At 66.4% G+C, this 15,279-nt stretch carries 25 protein-coding genes, 1 tRNA gene and 1 other RNA gene; 11 read left to right on the top strand and 16 right to left on the bottom strand.

Annotation, left to right across the window (positions count from 1 at the left end; translation table 11 throughout):
• Positions 1-30: 30 nt before the first annotated feature.
• The 5 genes from BLR51_RS22890 to BLR51_RS22870 form a co-directional block, all read right to left on the bottom strand.
• The gene (locus BLR51_RS22890; RefSeq protein ID WP_089851357.1) at positions 31-681 is read right to left on the bottom strand and encodes a DUF1194 domain-containing protein; all 651 of its coding nucleotides are present in this window, start codon (positions 679-681) and stop codon (positions 31-33) included.
• Positions 682-739: 58 nt separating this feature from the next.
• Positions 740-1,092: a transfer-messenger RNA gene (gene ssrA / locus BLR51_RS22885) on the bottom strand.
• 13 nt (positions 1,093-1,105) lie between these two features.
• Positions 1,106-1,525 (bottom strand): hypothetical protein, encoded by a 420-nt coding sequence (locus BLR51_RS22880; RefSeq protein ID WP_089851355.1) that lies wholly within the window; start codon positions 1,523-1,525, stop codon positions 1,106-1,108.
• Positions 1,526-1,613: 88 nt separating this feature from the next.
• A complete protein-coding gene (locus BLR51_RS22875) occupies positions 1,614-2,033 on the bottom strand; it encodes a hypothetical protein (protein ID WP_089851353.1) in 420 nt (139 codons plus the stop codon).
• Positions 2,034-2,131: 98 nt separating this feature from the next.
• Positions 2,132-3,631 carry a CoA-acylating methylmalonate-semialdehyde dehydrogenase gene (locus BLR51_RS22870; RefSeq protein ID WP_089851351.1) on the bottom strand — a complete coding sequence of 500 codons (1,500 nt, stop codon included), beginning with the start codon at positions 3,629-3,631 and terminating at the stop codon, positions 2,132-2,134.
• A gap of 100 nt (positions 3,632-3,731) precedes the next feature.
• Here BLR51_RS22870 and BLR51_RS22865 point away from each other — a divergent pair, with 100 nt between their 5' ends.
• The 3 genes from BLR51_RS22865 (at position 3,732) to coaD (ending at position 5,706) form a co-directional block, all read left to right on the top strand.
• Positions 3,732-4,628 (top strand): LysR family transcriptional regulator, encoded by an 897-nt coding sequence (locus BLR51_RS22865; protein ID WP_089851349.1) that lies wholly within the window; start codon positions 3,732-3,734, stop codon positions 4,626-4,628.
• A gap of 58 nt (positions 4,629-4,686) precedes the next feature.
• Positions 4,687-5,121: a CBS domain-containing protein gene (locus tag BLR51_RS22860; protein WP_089851347.1), complete on the top strand. Its 435-nt coding sequence runs from the start codon at positions 4,687-4,689 to the stop codon at positions 5,119-5,121.
• An 87-nt stretch (positions 5,122-5,208) separates the two neighbouring features.
• The gene (gene coaD, locus BLR51_RS22855; protein ID WP_089851346.1) at positions 5,209-5,706 is read left to right on the top strand and encodes a pantetheine-phosphate adenylyltransferase; all 498 of its coding nucleotides are present in this window, start codon (positions 5,209-5,211) and stop codon (positions 5,704-5,706) included.
• 3 nt (positions 5,707-5,709) lie between these two features.
• Here the strand turns inward: coaD and BLR51_RS22850 are convergent, their stop codons facing one another.
• The gene (locus tag BLR51_RS22850) at positions 5,710-5,859 is read right to left on the bottom strand and encodes a glyceraldehyde-3-phosphate dehydrogenase (protein ID WP_089851344.1); all 150 of its coding nucleotides are present in this window, start codon (positions 5,857-5,859) and stop codon (positions 5,710-5,712) included.
• Between the two features lie 190 nt (positions 5,860-6,049).
• Between BLR51_RS22850 and BLR51_RS22845 the strand changes: the two genes are divergently transcribed.
• Positions 6,050-6,271, top strand: a complete 222-nt coding sequence (locus tag BLR51_RS22845; RefSeq protein WP_089851343.1) for a hypothetical protein — start codon at positions 6,050-6,052, stop codon at positions 6,269-6,271.
• Positions 6,272-6,327: 56 nt separating this feature from the next.
• Here the strand turns inward: BLR51_RS22845 and gap are convergent, their stop codons facing one another.
• From gap to BLR51_RS22830, 4 genes are all read right to left on the bottom strand, one after another.
• Positions 6,328-7,329 carry a type I glyceraldehyde-3-phosphate dehydrogenase gene (gap, locus tag BLR51_RS22840; protein ID WP_089851341.1) on the bottom strand — a complete coding sequence of 334 codons (1,002 nt, stop codon included), beginning with the start codon at positions 7,327-7,329 and terminating at the stop codon, positions 6,328-6,330.
• Positions 7,330-7,414: 85 nt separating this feature from the next.
• On the bottom strand, positions 7,415-7,558 hold the full coding sequence (locus tag BLR51_RS27840) for a hypothetical protein (RefSeq protein WP_165616909.1): 144 nt from the start codon (positions 7,556-7,558) through the stop codon (positions 7,415-7,417).
• A 99-nt stretch (positions 7,559-7,657) separates the two neighbouring features.
• Positions 7,658-8,122, bottom strand: a complete 465-nt coding sequence (locus BLR51_RS22835; protein ID WP_089851339.1) for a disulfide bond formation protein B — start codon at positions 8,120-8,122, stop codon at positions 7,658-7,660.
• A 2-nt stretch (positions 8,123-8,124) separates the two neighbouring features.
• Entirely contained in the window at positions 8,125-8,703 is a 579-nt protein-coding gene (locus BLR51_RS22830; RefSeq protein WP_089851337.1) for a YqaA family protein, read from the bottom strand.
• Between the two features lie 187 nt (positions 8,704-8,890).
• On the opposite strand from BLR51_RS22830, the gene BLR51_RS22825 reads away from it, so the two are divergent.
• Positions 8,891-8,974: transfer RNA gene (locus tag BLR51_RS22825), tRNA-Leu, on the top strand.
• 112 nt (positions 8,975-9,086) lie between these two features.
• Here the strand turns inward: BLR51_RS22825 and BLR51_RS22820 are convergent.
• The 6 genes from BLR51_RS22820 to BLR51_RS22795 form a co-directional block, all read right to left on the bottom strand.
• Entirely contained in the window at positions 9,087-10,127 is a 1,041-nt protein-coding gene (locus BLR51_RS22820; protein WP_131821870.1) for a tyrosine-type recombinase/integrase, read from the bottom strand.
• Positions 10,124-10,330, bottom strand: coding sequence for a helix-turn-helix transcriptional regulator (locus BLR51_RS22815; RefSeq protein WP_089851461.1), 207 nt, complete (start codon positions 10,328-10,330; stop codon positions 10,124-10,126). The genes BLR51_RS22820 and BLR51_RS22815 overlap by 4 nt, the downstream gene beginning before the upstream one ends.
• A gap of 220 nt (positions 10,331-10,550) precedes the next feature.
• A complete protein-coding gene (locus BLR51_RS22810; RefSeq protein ID WP_089851333.1) occupies positions 10,551-10,778 on the bottom strand; it encodes a hypothetical protein in 228 nt (75 codons plus the stop codon).
• Positions 10,775-11,026: a hypothetical protein gene (locus tag BLR51_RS22805; protein ID WP_089851332.1), complete on the bottom strand. Its 252-nt coding sequence runs from the start codon at positions 11,024-11,026 to the stop codon at positions 10,775-10,777. The genes BLR51_RS22810 and BLR51_RS22805 overlap by 4 nt, the downstream gene beginning before the upstream one ends.
• A complete protein-coding gene (locus BLR51_RS22800) occupies positions 11,023-11,361 on the bottom strand; it encodes a hypothetical protein (RefSeq protein ID WP_089851330.1) in 339 nt (112 codons plus the stop codon). The genes BLR51_RS22805 and BLR51_RS22800 overlap by 4 nt, the downstream gene beginning before the upstream one ends.
• A gap of 267 nt (positions 11,362-11,628) precedes the next feature.
• Entirely contained in the window at positions 11,629-12,279 is a 651-nt protein-coding gene (locus tag BLR51_RS22795; protein WP_089851459.1) for an XRE family transcriptional regulator, read from the bottom strand.
• An 86-nt stretch (positions 12,280-12,365) separates the two neighbouring features.
• On the opposite strand from BLR51_RS22795, the gene BLR51_RS22790 reads away from it, so the two are divergent.
• From BLR51_RS22790 to BLR51_RS22765, 6 genes are all read left to right on the top strand, one after another.
• Positions 12,366-12,587: a hypothetical protein gene (locus BLR51_RS22790; protein ID WP_089851328.1), complete on the top strand. Its 222-nt coding sequence runs from the start codon at positions 12,366-12,368 to the stop codon at positions 12,585-12,587.
• Positions 12,584-12,808 carry a hypothetical protein gene (locus BLR51_RS22785; protein ID WP_089851326.1) on the top strand — a complete coding sequence of 75 codons (225 nt, stop codon included), beginning with the start codon at positions 12,584-12,586 and terminating at the stop codon, positions 12,806-12,808. Before BLR51_RS22790 ends, BLR51_RS22785 begins: the two co-directional genes overlap by 4 nt.
• 2 nt (positions 12,809-12,810) lie before the next feature.
• Complete coding sequence (locus BLR51_RS22780) at positions 12,811-13,125, top strand: hypothetical protein (RefSeq protein WP_089851323.1); 315 nt, start codon at positions 12,811-12,813, stop codon at positions 13,123-13,125.
• 222 nt (positions 13,126-13,347) lie between these two features.
• Positions 13,348-13,794, top strand: a complete 447-nt coding sequence (locus BLR51_RS22775; protein ID WP_131821869.1) for a hypothetical protein — start codon at positions 13,348-13,350, stop codon at positions 13,792-13,794.
• On the top strand, positions 13,787-13,987 hold the full coding sequence (locus BLR51_RS22770) for a hypothetical protein (protein WP_089851320.1): 201 nt from the start codon (positions 13,787-13,789) through the stop codon (positions 13,985-13,987). Before BLR51_RS22775 ends, BLR51_RS22770 begins: the two co-directional genes overlap by 8 nt.
• Complete coding sequence (locus tag BLR51_RS22765) at positions 13,972-15,105, top strand: DUF7146 domain-containing protein (protein WP_089851318.1); 1,134 nt, start codon at positions 13,972-13,974, stop codon at positions 15,103-15,105. The genes BLR51_RS22770 and BLR51_RS22765 overlap by 16 nt, the downstream gene beginning before the upstream one ends.
• The last annotated feature ends 174 nt before the right edge of the window (positions 15,106-15,279 follow it).

Below are 15,279 nucleotides of genomic sequence, written 5' to 3'. Positions count from 1 at the left end.
TGCCCGGCAAGGGTAACGGGATCATGACGCTCAGCCCAGAACCCGGGACAGTTCGCGCAGCATCTTGGCGCGCAGCGTCTCGGCATAGCCCCGGTGGCTGCGGGCCGTCATCACGAATCCGTCGCGGGTGGCAAGGCTGCGGCGGTAGAAATTGGTGACCGGCAGGCCCGCGCCCTGTGCCTCGATCGCGAGCCCGTTGACCGTGACCCCCATGCGTTCGGCCCGCACCCGCGCGGCGGCGGGATTGCTGCCCGCATTGGGCGTGCCGTCGCCGGACATGTCGATGATGCGCCGCTTGCAGTCGGGGGCCGTGGCAAAGGCATCCAGCGCCGCCATCAGCGCGGCCCCCGGCGCGGTGTCCGACAGCAGGAAGGCGCGCGGCATCGTCTCGACCCGCGCGGCCAGCGCGGCAAGTCCTGCGGCATCCCCCGGCTGCAGCCAGCCCAGCGACAGTTCCTGCCGGTCGGGGCCCGACCATTGCAGCACCGCCAGCGCCACGCGGTCGCGCAGCACGATCTCTGCGATGGAGGGATCGCGCAGCGCCAGCGCCAGACCGTCGGTCTGGATCCGGTATTCGGCGGCATCCACGGAATTCGACACGTCCATGGCCAGAAGCAGCGCGGTCTCGCAGGCCCGCGCGGCAGAGGAGAGGACACAAAGACACAGGGCCAGACGCAGCATGCGCCGATGCTGTCAGCCGCCACGGGTCCGGTCAATGCAGAGAATGGGAGGGGGGGAAAGTGCAGGCTTCTGTTGCCAGGTGCCTGCGAACCCCGCCTTACGCTGCTAGGCACAAGGGCTTAAGAATCGATCTTTCGGACTGCTTACGCAGCCAGAGCGACCGGAGCACGATTGTCGTTGGCAATTATGCTTGATGAACCGATAACGGTGGTATCTCACCGGGACAAAGCCACATCTTTACACGTTCGTCGATCCTGTTTCGGCCCCATGGTCCCCCAACGAAGGGATGTCTGGTGGAGCCGCCGGGTACCGCCCCCGGGTCCGATCCGCTTATTCCATGCGCGTTTATGCCCATAGTCCCGTTGCCGAGACAGATCACATATAGACCCGTGCCGCGCCGGTTTCAACGGTGAAGCGACGCAATCTAGCGCGCTTTGGCGAGAAAGGCGGCAAGCTCCACCTCGGGCTGGCCCAGATGCGCCAGCGCCCGGTCCGCCTCGCGGAAGACGCCGATGCGCATCGGCAGCAGGCCCGCGCAGATCTGCTGGTACATGCGCCCGACGCCGAACCCCAGATCCGAGGGGGCGTAGATGGCGAGCGGGGTATCGGGGGGCTGGCCGTCATGCTGCAGCGCCACCTGCTGCACCGCCGCGCGCATCTCGTCAAAATCGCTGCCGAAGCCTTCAAGCGCCGAGAAATCGACGAGCCAGCCCTGATCCTCGCGCCGCAGCGGATGGTCGCGAAGCGTCCTGCTGGTGCCAAGGCACTGCGTGGCCGTCGTCCGGCCCGCATAGTGCAGATAGGCCAGATTGCGCTCTGGAAAGATGGTCAGCTGGCTTGGCATGGCAGGCCCCTCGCAGGCATCTCGGGCGGCAGGCGACATGTGGCTTTGATCACAGATAGGGCGGGCGGCGGCTTCTGCCAGCGCGACGTCACACCGCCGTCTGCAGCAGCGCGGCAAAGCTGCGCTCGCGCAGCCCCAGCAGGGCCAGCGCGCCCGCTTCGGTCTGCTGGACCAGCGCCACGATGCTGTCGAGCCCGTCCCAAGACCGCAGCACCATCTTGCTGAGATCGTAGGACAGCGGGGTGGGGGCGTAATAGACGATCATCGTCTGGCCTTCATGGGCGCTGAACAGATCCGCCTTGCGCGACTGCAGCGCCATCAGGCGCACGTAATCCTGTTCCACGCCGGTGATGCCTGCCAGATCGACCAGCTGTTTCTGGCCGGGGCGCTGCTGCGGGTGGCGGGCATAGGCGTCAAAGGCGCGGAAGGTTTCCTCCAGCACCGCGATGCCGTCATACCTGACATAGACAAGCCCATGGACAGGAAGAATTCGGAATGTGACTGACATCTGTCCCCGTTGCTGCGCCCGGTTCGGGTCACGGGCACATCGTCCCGCCTAAACGGGCGGGAGGCAACCCCCCTGAACAGGGGGGTCGCCGAGGCCGGTCAGTCCATCGGCTTGAAGTTGAACTCTCCGCCGTCCTTGATCCCGGAGAACCAGCGCGCCGTCACCGTCTTGGTCTTGGTGTAGAAGCGGAAGGCATCGGGGCCATACTGGTTGAGATCGCCGAAGGCCGATTTTTTCCAGCCGCCGAAGGTGTGGTAGCTCAGCGGCACCGGGATCGGGAAGTTGATGCCCACCATGCCCACATTGACCCGGTGCGCAAAATCGCGCGCGGTATCGCCATCGGCGGTAAAGATCGCGGTGCCGTTGCCATAGGGGTTGTCGATGACAAGGTTCAGCGCGTCCTCATAGGTGTCGGCGCGGACCTGCGACAGCACCGGGCCAAAGATCTCTTCCTTGTAGATTTCCATGTCGGGGGTGACGTGGTCGAAATAGGAGGGGCCGACAAAGAAGCCGTTCTCATAGCCCTGCAGCGAGAAGTTGCGGCCATCCACCAGCAGCTTCGCGCCCTGATCGACGCCCGAGGCCACCAGCCCGTCGATGCGCGCCTTGGCCTGCGCGGTGATGACGGGGCCGTAATCCACATCGGCGCCCCCGGTATAGGGCCCGACCTTCAGCGCCTCGACCCGTGGCACCAGCCGTTCGACCAGCGCGTCGGCGGTGGCCTGACCCACCGGCACGGCCACGGAAATCGCCATGCAGCGTTCACCGGCCGCGCCGAAGCCCGCGCCCACCAGCGCATCCGCCGCCTTGTCCAGATCGGCATCGGGCATGATGATCATGTGGTTCTTGGCACCGCCGAAGCACTGCGCGCGCTTGCCGTTGGTGGCGGCGCGGCCATAGATATACTGCGCGATCGGGGTCGACCCGACAAAGCCCACGGCCTGCACCGTGTCATTGTCCAGAATGGCGTCCACCACTTCCTTGTCGCCGTTGATGACCTGCAGCACGCCATCGGGCAGCCCGGCCTCTTTCAGCAGTTCCGCCAGCCGCAGCGAGGTGGAGGGGCAGCGTTCCGACGGCTTCAGGATCATCGCGTTGCCGCTGACCAGCGCCGGACCCATCTTCCACAGCGGAATCATCGCCGGGAAGTTGAAGGGCGTGATGCCCGCCACCACGCCAAGCGGCTGACGCATGGAATAAAGGTCGATGCCCGGCCCGCCATTGTCGGTATATTCCCCCTTGAGCATGTGCGGCGCGCCCATGCAGACCTCGATCACCTCCAGCCCGCGCTGCACGTCGCCGCGCCCGTCGGGCAGGGTCTTGCCATGCTCGCGGCTGACCAGTTCGGCAAGCTCGTCCATATGGGTGTTGATCAGCGCGCCAAAGGCCATCATCACGCGGGCCCGACGCTGCGGATTGGTGGTGGCCCAGGCCTTCTGGGCCTCGGCGGCCTGCGCCACGGCGGCGTTCAGCTCCTCGACGCTGGCCAGCGGCACGCGGCCCTGCACCTCGCCGGTGGCGGGATTCATCACGTCGGAAAAGCGCCCCGAGGTGCCCTTGACGCGCTGGCCGTTGATGAAATGGCAAAGTTCTTCCATGTCTGATCCTCCTGATCGGTCGCGGCCAGCCTAACCTTGCAAAAATGCGGGAAACAGGGGTAATCCGGCAAAAGCGTTTTGCAGAAATTCAGGTGCGACCATGACGGAAAACTGGGATGACCTGCGGATTTTCCTTGCCGTGGCGCGCGGCGAAAGCCTGTCGGCGGCGGCCCGGCTGCTGCGGATGGATCCCGCCACGGTGGGGCGCCGTGTCGCGCGGCTGGAACAGGGGCTGGGGCATCCGCTTTTCGGCAAGTCGCCGCAGGGCTACGCGCTGAGCGAGGCGGGCGCGCGGCTTCTGGCCCATGCCGAGGCGGCGGAGCAGGCGCTGGGGCAGGGGGTGCAGGCGCTGCGCGGGGCCGAAGGCACGCTCTCGGGCCAGATCCGCATCGGTGCCCCGGATGGCTGCGCAAATTTTCTGCTGCCGCAGGTCTGTGCCGCGATTTCCGCCGACAATCCCGATCTCGATCTGCAGATCGTGGCGCTGCCGCGGGTGGTCAACCTGACCCGGCGCGAGGCGGATATGGCGATTGCCGTCTCCGCCCCCAGTGCGGGGCGGCTGCTGGTGCAGAAGCTCAGCGATTACCGCCTGCATCTCGCGGCCTCGCGCGACTATCTGGCGCGGCATCCGCCGATCCGCAGCCGCGCCGATCTGCAGGGGCATCGCATCGTGGGCTACATCCCCGACATGATCTTCGACAAGGAGCTGGATTATCTGGCGGATCTGGGGCTGGACCGGGTGCGGCTCGCCTCCAATTCCGTGGCGGTGCAGTTTCACTGGCTGCGGCTGGGGGCGGGGCTGGGCATCGTGCATGACTTTGCGCTGCCCGCAGCCCCGGGGCTGGTGCGGGTGCTGCCCGAGGAGGTGGCGCTGACCCGCAGCTTCTATCTGGTGCGCCATGTGGACGACCGGCGGCTGGACCGGCTCAACCGGTTTGCCGCAGCACTGGCCGAGGGTGTGCGGCGGGAACTCTCCTCTCTCGAAGGTCTGGCTTGACAGAAGCCCCCTGCGGTCGGACGCTTTCCCGACAGGCGCAAGGCAGGAGGAGGCCCAGATGCAGGTGCAACAGATTCTCAGGGACAAGGGCGGCGATGGCGTGATCACGGTGCCGCCGCAGACCAGCGTGGCCGACGCGGCAAAGCTTCTGGCCGAACGCCGGATCGGGGGCGTGGTGATCTCTCAGGACGGGCAGCATCCTCTGGGCATCCTGTCGGAGCGGGACATCGTGCGCGTGCTCGCCGCGCGCGGCGCCTCGGTGCTGGAGGCGCCGGTGGAGGATCTGATGACCCGCAAGCTGAAGGTCTGCACCCGCGACGAGGATGTGAACGTGGTGCTGGCCCGCATGACCGAAGGCCGCTTCCGCCACATGCCCGTGGTCGAGGATGACGTGCTGGTCGGCATCATCTCCATCGGCGATGTGGTCAAGGCGCAGATCGCCGAACTGGCCATGGAGAAGGACGCGCTGCAGGGCATGATCATGGGCTTCTAGTGCCGTGCGCGTTTCGGGGTTGCAATCACCGGCGCAATATTGTTGCGTGCGCCGAGGTTCAGCCCCCACGCAGGACAGGAAGACCCCATGCGCATCGGCCTTTATCCCGGCACTTTCGATCCCATCACGCTGGGCCATATGGACATCATCAGCCGCGCCGCCGCTCTGGTCGACCGGCTGGTGATCGGCGTCGCGATCAACCGCGACAAGGGTCCGCTGTTTTCGCTGGACGAGCGGGTGGCGATGATCGAGGGCGAATGCGCCGATCTGTCCGCCCGCACCGGGACAGAGATCGTGGCGCATCCGTTCGAGAACCTGCTGATCGACTGCGCCCGCGACGTGGGGGCGCAGATCATCATCCGCGGCCTGCGGGCCGTGGCGGATTTCGAGTATGAATTCCAGATGGTCGGCATGAACCGCGCGCTGGATACCAGCATCGAGACCGTGTTCCTGATGGCCGAAGCCCGGCATCAGGCCATCGCGTCAAAGCTGGTCAAGGAGATCGCGCGGCTTGGCGGCGATGTCAGCAAGTTTGTCACCCCCACGGTCAACGACGCGCTGAAGGTCCGCTTCGGCACCGCCTGAGGGTCAGGCGCCGTAAACCGCGCGATGGGCCAGCGCGTCTTCGCGACCATCCAGATTGCAGTCCATGCGGGTGCGCAGGGGCAGGGCGCGCAGCGTGCTGCGGGTGCGCAGATAGGCGAAGTGACGGGCGAGGCTTTGGAAGGCATGGGTCATTTGAGGGTTCCTTTGTGATCTGATCTGTGGTGTTGGCGCTAACCTAAGCCTCGCTGCGGTGCAGCACAATTGTCGGAACGGTCGTCCCGGGATGCACTCTCTGCATGGCGGCGGCGGATGGCCGGGTTCTGGAAAGGGTTTGTCAACCACAGCGCGCTAGGCTCCGGTCAGTAGCAACAGGAGCCGGATCATGGAGATCACCGACCCCCCCCCCGCCGCGCGGCGGCTGACGCTGGGCGCGCCCAGACCCGCAGGCCGGACCGGGCCGGATATGATGCTGGTGGAGCGGGCGATGCCCGCGCCGGTGCCGGTGCAGACGCAGGTGCTGCCGGTCTTCACCAGCCGCCGCAGCCCCGCCGGGGCAGAGGTGCAGCAGGGCTATGCCGCCGCCCGGCAGATGGTGTCGGACTGAAACGGAAAACGGGGCCTTGCGGCCCCGTTCCGGTCACGTCTCCCGTCCGTTCGGGATCAGATCAGCTTGCCCATCGCCACGGCGGTGTCGGCCATGCGGTTGGAGAAGCCCCATTCGTTGTCATACCATGTCAGGATACGCACCATGGTGCCGTCCATGACCTTGGTCTGATCCATGTGGAAGATCGACGAATGCGGATCGTGGTTGAAGTCGATCGACACGTTGGGCTTGTCGGTGAACCCCAGAATGCCCTTAAGCGGCCCGTTGGCGGCGGCGCGGATGGCCTCGTTCACCTCCTCGACCGTGGTGCTGCGCTTGGCTTCGAACACCAGATCCACCACCGACACGTTCGGCGTGGGCACCCGGATCGCGACGCCGTCCAGCTTGCCGTTCAGTTCCGGCAGCACCAGACCCACGGCCTTGGCGGCCCCGGTGCTGGTCGGGATCATCGACAGCGCGGCGGCGCGGCCGCGATACAGATCCTTGTGCATGGTATCCAGCGTCGGCTGGTCGCCGGTATAGCTGTGGATGGTGGTCATGAAGCCCTTTTCGATGCCGATGGCATCGTTCAGCACCTTGGCCACCGGCGACAGGCAGTTGGTGGTGCAGGAGGCGTTGGACACCACCAGATCATCCTTGGTCAGCGTGTCATGGTTCACGCCGTAAACGATGGTCTTGTCCGCCCCGGTCGCGGGGGCAGAGACCAGCACGCGGCTCGCGCCATTGGCCAGATGCTGCGCCGCCTTTTCGCGGGCGGTAAAGATGCCGGTGCATTCCAGCACCACATCCACGTCGCCCCAGGGCAGGTCGGCGGGGTTGCGTTCGGCGCTGACCTTGATCGGCCCGCGGCCCACGTCGATGGTATCGCCCGCGACCTTGACCTCGACCGGAAAGCGGCCGTGGACGCTGTCGAACTGCAGCAGATGGGCGTTGGTCTCGACCGGGCCCAGATCGTTGATGGCAACGACCTCGATATCGGTGCGGCCCGATTCGATGATGGCACGGAGCACGTTGCGCCCGATGCGCCCGAAGCCGTTGATGGCTACCTTGACGGTCATGGAAATCTCCTCGTTGTCCGAGAGTTGGCAGGCGTGGTGAAGTCAACAGGATCGCAGGGGCAAGTCAACCGCAACATGTTAGCGCTCACCTCCAGAACGCGATCCAGTCCAGAAGCACGAAGAACCTGCGGCCAAGAAACAGCAGATGCTCCGCGTCGTAAAGCAGGATGTCCGCCATGATGGCGGCCAGCAGCGCGGCTCCGATCCAGAGGGCGAGGCGGTTGGTCATGACAGTGTGATGGCGGAGTTTGCGCGCGCTGTCACGGGGCATGTGGCCGCAGCGCGCGGTGCAAGGCGGGGTCCCGCCTGCGCAGGGCATGGCTGCGGCTCAGGCCCGGCGGGCCGCCGCGATCCACAGACCCAGCAGCAGCAGCGACGCAATGGCATTCCAGCCCGCCATGGAAATGCCCATCAGCTGCCACGGGATGTCGTCACAGCGCACCAGCGGCGCCGCCATGATCTGGTTCAGCAGCTCGTCGGTGGACAGCCCCCCGACCGGACCCGAGGTGCAGGTGGTGGGACCGGGCCACCAGCCCTGTTCCACCCCGGCGTGATAGATCCCGACCCCCGCCGTGGCCGCCGCGGCCAGCGCCCCGGCCCATGCCAGCGCGCGCTGCCCGAAGGCAAGGCAGGCCGCACCGATCAGCACCGCCGCCGCATGGGGCCAGCGCTGCCACAGGCAGAGCTTGCAGGGCGCCATGCCCCCCAGATGCTGGAAGCCGAAGGCGGCAAGCAGCAGGGCGGCGGACCCGCCTGCGGCAAGAATGACAAGGGTTCTGTGCGACAGCCTCATGCTCAGAGGTATTTCACCAGAAAGAACCCGCCTGCAAGCAGCAGGACAAAAAGCGTGAACACAAGTCCGAGACGGCGCTCGATGAACTCGCGCACCGGCGCGCCGAAGGTCCGCAGCAGGGCCGCCACCACGAAGAACCGGAAGGCCCGCGCGATCACCGAGGTGACGATGAAGGTGGCCAGCGGCATCGCCGTCCAGCCCGACATGATGGTGATGACCTTGAACGGGAAGGGCGTGATCCCCGCGATCAGCACGGCCCAGAAGCCCACGCCGTTGAAGCGGCTGTTGAAGGCCTCCATCGAATCCGCCTTGCCCAGCGATTCGAGAATGGGCTGGCCAAGGCTTTCGAAGAAGAAGGCGCCGATGCCATAACCCAGAACACCCCCCAGCACCGAGGCCAGCGTCGCCACCAGCGCGATCAGCCACGCGCGATGCGGTGCGGCCAGAATCATCGGGATCATCAGCACGTCGGGCGGGATGGGAAAGACCGAGGCCTCGATGAAGGACACCGCGGCCAGCGCCCAAAGCGCGTGGCGGTGTTCGGCCAGAGACATGGTCCAGTCATAAAGGCGGCGCAGCATGCGGGAAGATCTCCGTCTGGGTCAGCGCGCACGAAGCATGGCGGCGGCAGCGGCGCAACCCGCAAGTGCGAAAATGGCGCAAGTCACCGCCCCTGCGTGCGCCCGCCGCCGCAGCTGCCTGTGCTGCAGGCAGCGCCGCCCATTTGGCACTTTACGAGCCCGGAGGCTGCGGCTAGATCAGGGTCAGGCCCAAGTGGCGGAATGGTAGACGCAGGGGATTCAAAATCCCCCGCCGCAAGGCGTGCCGGTTCGAGTCCGGCCTTGGGTACCACGCTCGAATCAGTGGGGAATTTTTCCCGGACCAGCGAACGCTGACGGCGCGACCTGCGCCCATTCACACTCCGCGTTCACACAGTCCCGTTCTGTTTCCGCTCCGTTCTGCGTCATTTGCGGCGCTCCTGAGCCGCCTTCGACAGGGCCCGCTTGCTCGCACGCTTGCGGTAATAGGCCACCATATCCGCGCTCTGTCCGGTCACTGCTTGGATCTCCGCATCGGACGCCCCGGCCTCGGCCAGCTCCACAATCGCCAGCTTGCGCAGCCCGTGCAGCGTGAAGGGGCGCGCCGCGTCACCAAGATCGGCGCGCCAAATGCGGAACGCCCGTTCGACCGCGTGATAACCCAGAGGCTCGCGCAGGTTCTTCGCGAGGAAATGTGCCCCGCGAACCGGCAGGGCGGCTGCAAAGCTGCGCAGGCTCTGCGGGCAATAGACCTCCAGCCACTGATCGCCCTTTTCATCGCGGACCCGCATCCATTCGCCGTCGATCTGGTCGCGCCGCATGGTGATTGCGGCATTCGGACGCTGGCCTGTGCCAAGGATCAGCCGCGCGGCGATCTTCACCGACTCTGGCGCGCTGTCGAGCTTCGCCACCATCCATTCCGGCCACGGCTCAAATTCGCGAGCGGGCTTGTAGCGCGCCAGCCGTCTGGCCGGGTTTTCGCCCAAGGGCCAGTCCAGCTCCGTGGCGGCATAGTTCCACAGCAGGGACACGGTCTGCGCGTAGCGGCTCGCCTTCCTCGGCGTGTCGCTTAATGTGCTGATTGCGGCGCGCACGCCCTGCCGGGTGGTCTTGCGCATATCCTTGTCCGAGTTCTTTTCCATGATCGCATCCATGGTCCGGCGATACCCGGCCTTGGTGCTGTCCTGCAGCTTGCCCTGTCCTGCGACAGCGTCCCGGCGCCATGCCTCGATGCATTCGCGCCATGTATAGCGCGCGGGGCTTTGCTGCGCGCTATGGCGCCCGGACTGGGCCAGCCAGTAGAGCCGGTCAAGCTCCTCGCTATCGCCCTTCCAGTCGAGCTTGACCTCGCGCGACCGGCGTTTGCCGCCTTCCGTCCATGTCACCCGGTGATAAGGCTCCCATTTGCCGCGCACCCATCGCCAGTGCAGGCGGGGTTTTGCGATGCGGGGCTTGGGTGGTCTCACAGTTCGAAATCTTCGTGCGGAATGGCAGAGTCGCCTGACAGGATCGCCTCGATATCGGCGGTACGCCACCGCTCATGGCCCCCGATGCGACGGGGTTTCGGCAGCGCTCCGGCGTCAACCAGACGTCGAAACTCTGCCGCTGGCATGTCAAGCATGCGCGCCGCCGTGGTGTCGCGGACGGCGAGGGGAGCCGGTGCTGCCATGATCAGTCCTCCTTGCCCAAGGATGCCCGGCAACATTGCTGCCGGGGCATCCGTCCGTGTCTTTCGTGGTTGCGGCGCGGTAGGGTGACCGCGCCAGCGCGGGACATCGACCGCTGCGGATCGGCTGTCAGTACGCTTCGGGCGTCATGGTCGGGGACGCGCTGGCGCTTCGGGTCCGGGCCCGGCCACAGGTGCTGTCCGATCGCGAAGGGGTCGCCCATCACCACCTCCGCCTGCCGGGATAGCGCCGCGGACGCGGCGCCTTTGCCTGCAGCCGCTCCCGCAGCTCGCAGGCCTCCCGCGCCTCGGCGGGATCATCGCTCTGATCCTCGATCACGGCGCAGGCGGCGATCAGTTCCTCCACGCCGGCATGCAAAGCATCGGCCAGCGTGGCCCGGGCCTCGGCGAGGGACGGGACGGCGTATCCGTGACTGGTGGCTGCCGTCATGCCGCCCTGCCTGTCACCTGCGCGAGGTATTGCGTCACGCAGTCCGACATGGTGCCGCCGGTGGTCCGGATGCCGCCCACCACGAGTTCCTGATAATGTGGCGTGGCGGGCGGGTTCTCAGGCACCTGCCACAGCCCGCCTGTGGCCTCGATCACCTCGCGCAGGACACGCGGCTGGTCCGCTGCGGGCACCGCCTCCAGCAGGAGCGCGATTTCCGCGTGCAGGTCGTTATCTTCTGCGCTGATCATGCCGCCGATCCCCCGCGGGAGCCCATGGCGCGCGCGGCGATGGCGCGGAAAATGGAGGGTTCCGCACGCCGCCGGGCCGCCTCCACCTCGGTCATGGCCGGGGCGGGCGGCAGCGGGTCCGGATCGCAGTCAGTGCTGACATGCACCAGCGTCGACCGGCCCGTGATGCGCTCTTCCAGATCGTTCAGCCGGTTTCCGGCTTCGCGTTCAATCGGATGGCCCTGACGGGCCTTCAGCATCAGCCAGCAGTCCTGCCGCCACACGCGGTTCGCGGCGGCGGCTTCGGGGTCGGTCAGAAAGGCGACCGGATCGGAGGGGAAGGTTCCTTGTGGCATCGTAAACTCCATCGGTTTAATGGAGACAAGTCGTAAGTGGGAAAGAATTCCCATGTCAAGCAAAATGGGAAAGTATTCCCCGGGTTTTTGTTCCTATGAGTCGCTTGACAAAAAAGCCCGGCGCGGGGCCGGGCGCGTTTGGTTCTGGGTGTGAGGTACTCGCTGGGCTGGGCCTTTGTGGCGCCTCCAAGTCTTGGCCGCACCCAAGCTTTCGCTGAGCTTTAATCCTCATGGACGCAAGCAAGCCTAACGATCGCTTCTTCTTGTTCAGATTCTTTTCGCCAGTTCGGCTGGCCAGTGCAGCCGCACCCGCGCGGCCCACTTCAGCTTCACATCGTGCATGTTGTCAGCGCCGGGATTGAGCGAGATCAGGTTGAACAGCCCCGGCGCACTGCCCAGCTTAACCTGCTTGACCCAACCCATGCCCGCCTCGTCTTCGCAGACGCAGCGATGGCCGACCTCGTCGGCAGGCACGCCTTCATGAGTCGCGCGGGTGTAGAACAGCAGATCACCGGCGCTGTAGGTCGGTTCCATGCTATCACCGGTGACTTCTACAGCAACCACGCCATGCGGAGTCAGGCCGGGGGGGCATTCTACCTGCGGGCCGTCGCCTTTTTCGTAGACGTCGAACACGGGCACCTGTGCGCCAGCACCGACCTTACCTGCTATCGCAATTGTCGGGGCCACGATGGCAGGCATTTCGACATGGGCAGAGGCGATGACCTGCTCAACGGTGAGACCCAGTGCAGAGGCGATCTTGATCGCGTTCGAAATCTTTGGCGAGGCTGAGGGGTTCTCGAACATCTTGCGAATGGTGGAGTTGCTGAGCCCGGCCTTGGTCGAAACGGTAGCCGGTTTTAACCCACTGTCGCGGTCAAATATCGCCTTAAGGCCTGATACAAACGGGTCCGCTGACATGGGCATATTTTCCCATGAAGCGATCATGCTGGCGACGGGAAAGAATTCCCTTGCAATGGTAGTAAAATTTTCCCATCAAGACTGCCATGGAGCAGTTGATCGCAGATGTTGAGGCCTACGCGGCCTCTGTGAACCGGACGCCGCAGGCGGTGTTGCGCGATGCCATCGGCGCGGGCTGGAAGGAATGGGGCTCGTGGAAGTCCGGCATCTCCAGCCCGACCATGGCTCGCGTCGATCGGCTGCGCGACTTCATGGTCGCCAACCCGCCCCCGGAAGTTGAGGGCCCTGCGCAGGAGGATGCCGCATGATCCGGCGTTTGATTGGCCGCGCCCTCGGGCGCCGCACCATTGATGCGCCGGAGCCGGTGCTTGGGGATGCCATGCTGCTGGGGCGGGGTGATCTGCTTGACCGGCTGGTGCGGCTGCGGGCCAGCGCATCGCTGATGCGGCGCAGTTCCGAGGCGCTTGCCCTGGATCTGGAAGGGCTGCGCGGGGATCTCGAGCAAATTCTTGGGGAGAAAGGGCGGTGAGCATGTCTTTACGCCTTGTCGTTAATAACTCGGGCCAGCCTGCCGCGCAGGCGGCGCCAGCGTCCTGCACCAAAGTTCTGGACCGCTACTGGCTGCGGATTGCGGCACCCGAGATCTGGGCCCGGTTCCTGCACACGGCATTCGCCGGTCCCGAAGCGGTGGCGGTGCATTTCGAGGTGCGGTTTTCGACTGCCTGCAACTGGTGGAACGGCCTCAACCGTCCCTCCGCCGATAAGATGCTGATCGCCATGGTGGAAATGCCCGAGGCGCTGACTGCCGCGCTGGCAGCAGAACTGGACGCACGGAGGGCGGCGTGACCGTCGCCGTCCCATCGAATGTTCGGGCCTGTCACCCGAGCATGCTGCGGGGTGCGCTCGTGCCCTGCAGCTTGTCGCGCGGGGAGTCCCCCATCCTCCCCGATGCCCCGCGCGCCTTTCTGAATCCCCAACCGTGCCGGGGGCAATCGGCGCGGGTTTCCTTCCTGTCAGACTGGATCCCCGCGTCGCCCCCGCGGCGCGGGGCCTTTTTGTGAGGTAGACATGACCGACATCGCAATGACGACAGCACGCGGGGCCGATCCTCGTGGGGATGCCGGACGCCCGGCGCAGTCCGCTGACATGACCCGTCCCGTCGATCCCATCCTTGCCTTCGGGCTGCGCGCGCAGGCGGTGGCGGTGAAGGCGCAGGCCTCGTGTCTCACGGAGCGGGAGATGCTCGGGCTGGTCGAGGCGCTGCTGGACTGGGCCGGGGAGGATGTGCGCGCCCGCGACGCGGTACGGGAGTTTCTGGCGCTGTGCCGGCACGACGTGCCCGCCGCCGGGCGATTCCTGCAGGAATGGCTCGAGGGCTGGATCTGCGTGATTTCCGACAATTGGCCGGGCGATGTTCTGGCGGGGCTGGAGGGGGAGGCTCCCGGGCCGCTGCCTGCGGGCTGGCGCCATGTGGCGGCCTGTCTGCCGCCGATCGGGGGCGCGGGCCATGGCTGAGCCGGTGCTGGATCCACAGGACAAGCTGACCATCATTGCGGATCTGCCTCGGGCGGAGCTGAAGGGCTGGCTCTGGCAGCTGCGCCATGCGCGTCAGCGGGGGGCGTTCCCGGGCGAGATGGCGGCGCTGACCGCGCGGGCCGATCAGCTCAACCTCGATCTGCGGCAGGAGGCGTCATGGACCCTCGGCTGACTGAGGCCAAAGCTATCCCGGTGCGCGAGCTGGTCGACCGGCTGGGCATCACCGGCCTGCGGGCGGCAGGTGGCGAGCTGGTCGGGCCCTGTCCGCTTTGCGGTGGCCGGGACCGGTTCGGCATCAACCTGCACAGCAGGGCGTTCCTGTGCCGCAAATGCGGCATCACCGGCGGCGACACGGTCGAGCTGGTGCGGCAGGTGCTGAATCTGGGCTTTGCCGATGCCCTGACCTGGGCTTGCGGCGAGGCGCCCGCCTCGATCGATCCGGCGGAGCTGGCCCGGCGTCGGGCCTTGGCCGAGGCGGAGGAACAGCGCCAGCGCGCGGCGCAGAACCGCTATCGCGAGCAGAGCCTGCGCGATGCCCGCGAGATCTGGGCCCGGTCGCGGCCCGGATCGCAGGGTGTGGTGCGGGCCTATCTGATGGCGCGCGGCTTCACGCCCGACATGCTGCCAGAACTGCCCGAGGCGCTGCGATTCCTTGTCGATCACCCTTACGTCAAAAAGATCGGGCACGAGCTGGTGACCGTGCATCGTGGCCCCTGCATGATCGCGGGCGTGCTCGATGCCGGGGGCGCGCTGACGGCGGTACACCAGACCTGGGTCGACCCCGAACCGCCCCACGGCAAAGCCCGGATCACATGGCAGGGCGAGACACTGCCCGCCAAGATGGTGCGCGGATCCAAGAAGGGCGCCGCGATCCGGCTTTGCACGCCCGAGGGTGCCGACACGCTAGTGATGGGCGAGGGGATCGAGACCACGCTTTCGGCCATGGTGGCGGGCGCGGTGCCGGGCGCCGCCTATTGGGCCGGGATCGATCTGGGCAACATGGCGGGCCGGGCGCGGCGCGGCGAAGGCCTGCGCTATGCCGGTCTGCCGGACCTGACTGACACCGAGGCCTTTGTGCCGCCCGCTTGGGTGCGGCGGCTGATCTTCATTCAGGATGGCGATTCCGACCCGCGCGCCACGCGGCACAAGCTCGAATGCGGGCTGCGCCGCGCCATGGCGCTGCGGCCCGGCCTGCGCGGCCAGATCGTCCATCCCGGGGAGGGGGTGGATCTGAACGATGTCCTGACGGGACGGGACCAAAAAGACGACAGGACGGGACAGGACGCATGACCGACCGCAGAGATGACGTGCGCGCGCGCTTCGCCGCAGCCGAGGATGTCGACCTGCCCGAGGGCGTGGCGGCCGAGGCGCAGGAAGACCCTAAAGGCTCAGCAGAAGAGGCCGAGACTGGCGGCATCAAGGGAGGTGGCAAGAAAGGCAGGGCCTTAACCCCGGCGCAGCAGG

Source organism: Salipiger marinus (assembly GCF_900100085.1).
Lineage (GTDB): Bacteria > Pseudomonadota > Alphaproteobacteria > Rhodobacterales > Rhodobacteraceae > Salipiger > Salipiger marinus.
Note: the sequence above shows the minus strand (reverse complement) of the source record. Positions and strands in the feature narration are given on the sequence as shown.

Bases quoted from the DNA above. Each gene is read 5' to 3' on its own strand.
- BLR51_RS22890 (WP_089851357.1), bottom strand. From the start codon at position 681: ATGCTGCGTCTGGCCCTGTGTCTTTGTGTCCTCTCCTCTGCCGCGCGG.
- BLR51_RS22880 (WP_089851355.1), bottom strand. From the start codon at position 1,525: ATGCCAAGCCAGCTGACCATCTTTCCAGAGCGCAATCTGGCCTATCTG.
- BLR51_RS22875 (WP_089851353.1), bottom strand. From the start codon at position 2,033: ATGTCAGTCACATTCCGAATTCTTCCTGTCCATGGGCTTGTCTATGTC.
- BLR51_RS22870 (WP_089851351.1), bottom strand. From the start codon at position 3,631: ATGGAAGAACTTTGCCATTTCATCAACGGCCAGCGCGTCAAGGGCACC.
- BLR51_RS22865 (WP_089851349.1), top strand. From the start codon at position 3,732: ATGACGGAAAACTGGGATGACCTGCGGATTTTCCTTGCCGTGGCGCGC.
- BLR51_RS22860 (WP_089851347.1), top strand. From the start codon at position 4,687: ATGCAGGTGCAACAGATTCTCAGGGACAAGGGCGGCGATGGCGTGATC.
- coaD (WP_089851346.1), top strand. From the start codon at position 5,209: ATGCGCATCGGCCTTTATCCCGGCACTTTCGATCCCATCACGCTGGGC.
- BLR51_RS22850 (WP_089851344.1), bottom strand. From the start codon at position 5,859: ATGACCCATGCCTTCCAAAGCCTCGCCCGTCACTTCGCCTATCTGCGC.
- BLR51_RS22845 (WP_089851343.1), top strand. From the start codon at position 6,050: ATGGAGATCACCGACCCCCCCCCCGCCGCGCGGCGGCTGACGCTGGGC.
- gap (WP_089851341.1), bottom strand. From the start codon at position 7,329: ATGACCGTCAAGGTAGCCATCAACGGCTTCGGGCGCATCGGGCGCAAC.
- BLR51_RS27840 (WP_165616909.1), bottom strand. From the start codon at position 7,558: ATGACCAACCGCCTCGCCCTCTGGATCGGAGCCGCGCTGCTGGCCGCC.
- BLR51_RS22835 (WP_089851339.1), bottom strand. From the start codon at position 8,122: ATGAGGCTGTCGCACAGAACCCTTGTCATTCTTGCCGCAGGCGGGTCC.
- BLR51_RS22830 (WP_089851337.1), bottom strand. From the start codon at position 8,703: ATGCTGCGCCGCCTTTATGACTGGACCATGTCTCTGGCCGAACACCGC.
- BLR51_RS22815 (WP_089851461.1), bottom strand. From the start codon at position 10,330: ATGGCAGCACCGGCTCCCCTCGCCGTCCGCGACACCACGGCGGCGCGC.
- BLR51_RS22810 (WP_089851333.1), bottom strand. From the start codon at position 10,778: ATGACGGCAGCCACCAGTCACGGATACGCCGTCCCGTCCCTCGCCGAG.
- BLR51_RS22805 (WP_089851332.1), bottom strand. From the start codon at position 11,026: ATGATCAGCGCAGAAGATAACGACCTGCACGCGGAAATCGCGCTCCTG.
- BLR51_RS22800 (WP_089851330.1), bottom strand. From the start codon at position 11,361: ATGCCACAAGGAACCTTCCCCTCCGATCCGGTCGCCTTTCTGACCGAC.
- BLR51_RS22795 (WP_089851459.1), bottom strand. From the start codon at position 12,279: ATGTCAGCGGACCCGTTTGTATCAGGCCTTAAGGCGATATTTGACCGC.
- BLR51_RS22790 (WP_089851328.1), top strand. From the start codon at position 12,366: ATGGAGCAGTTGATCGCAGATGTTGAGGCCTACGCGGCCTCTGTGAAC.
- BLR51_RS22785 (WP_089851326.1), top strand. From the start codon at position 12,584: ATGATCCGGCGTTTGATTGGCCGCGCCCTCGGGCGCCGCACCATTGAT.
- BLR51_RS22780 (WP_089851323.1), top strand. From the start codon at position 12,811: ATGTCTTTACGCCTTGTCGTTAATAACTCGGGCCAGCCTGCCGCGCAG.
- BLR51_RS22775 (WP_131821869.1), top strand. From the start codon at position 13,348: ATGACCGACATCGCAATGACGACAGCACGCGGGGCCGATCCTCGTGGG.
- BLR51_RS22770 (WP_089851320.1), top strand. From the start codon at position 13,787: ATGGCTGAGCCGGTGCTGGATCCACAGGACAAGCTGACCATCATTGCG.
- BLR51_RS22765 (WP_089851318.1), top strand. From the start codon at position 13,972: ATGGACCCTCGGCTGACTGAGGCCAAAGCTATCCCGGTGCGCGAGCTG.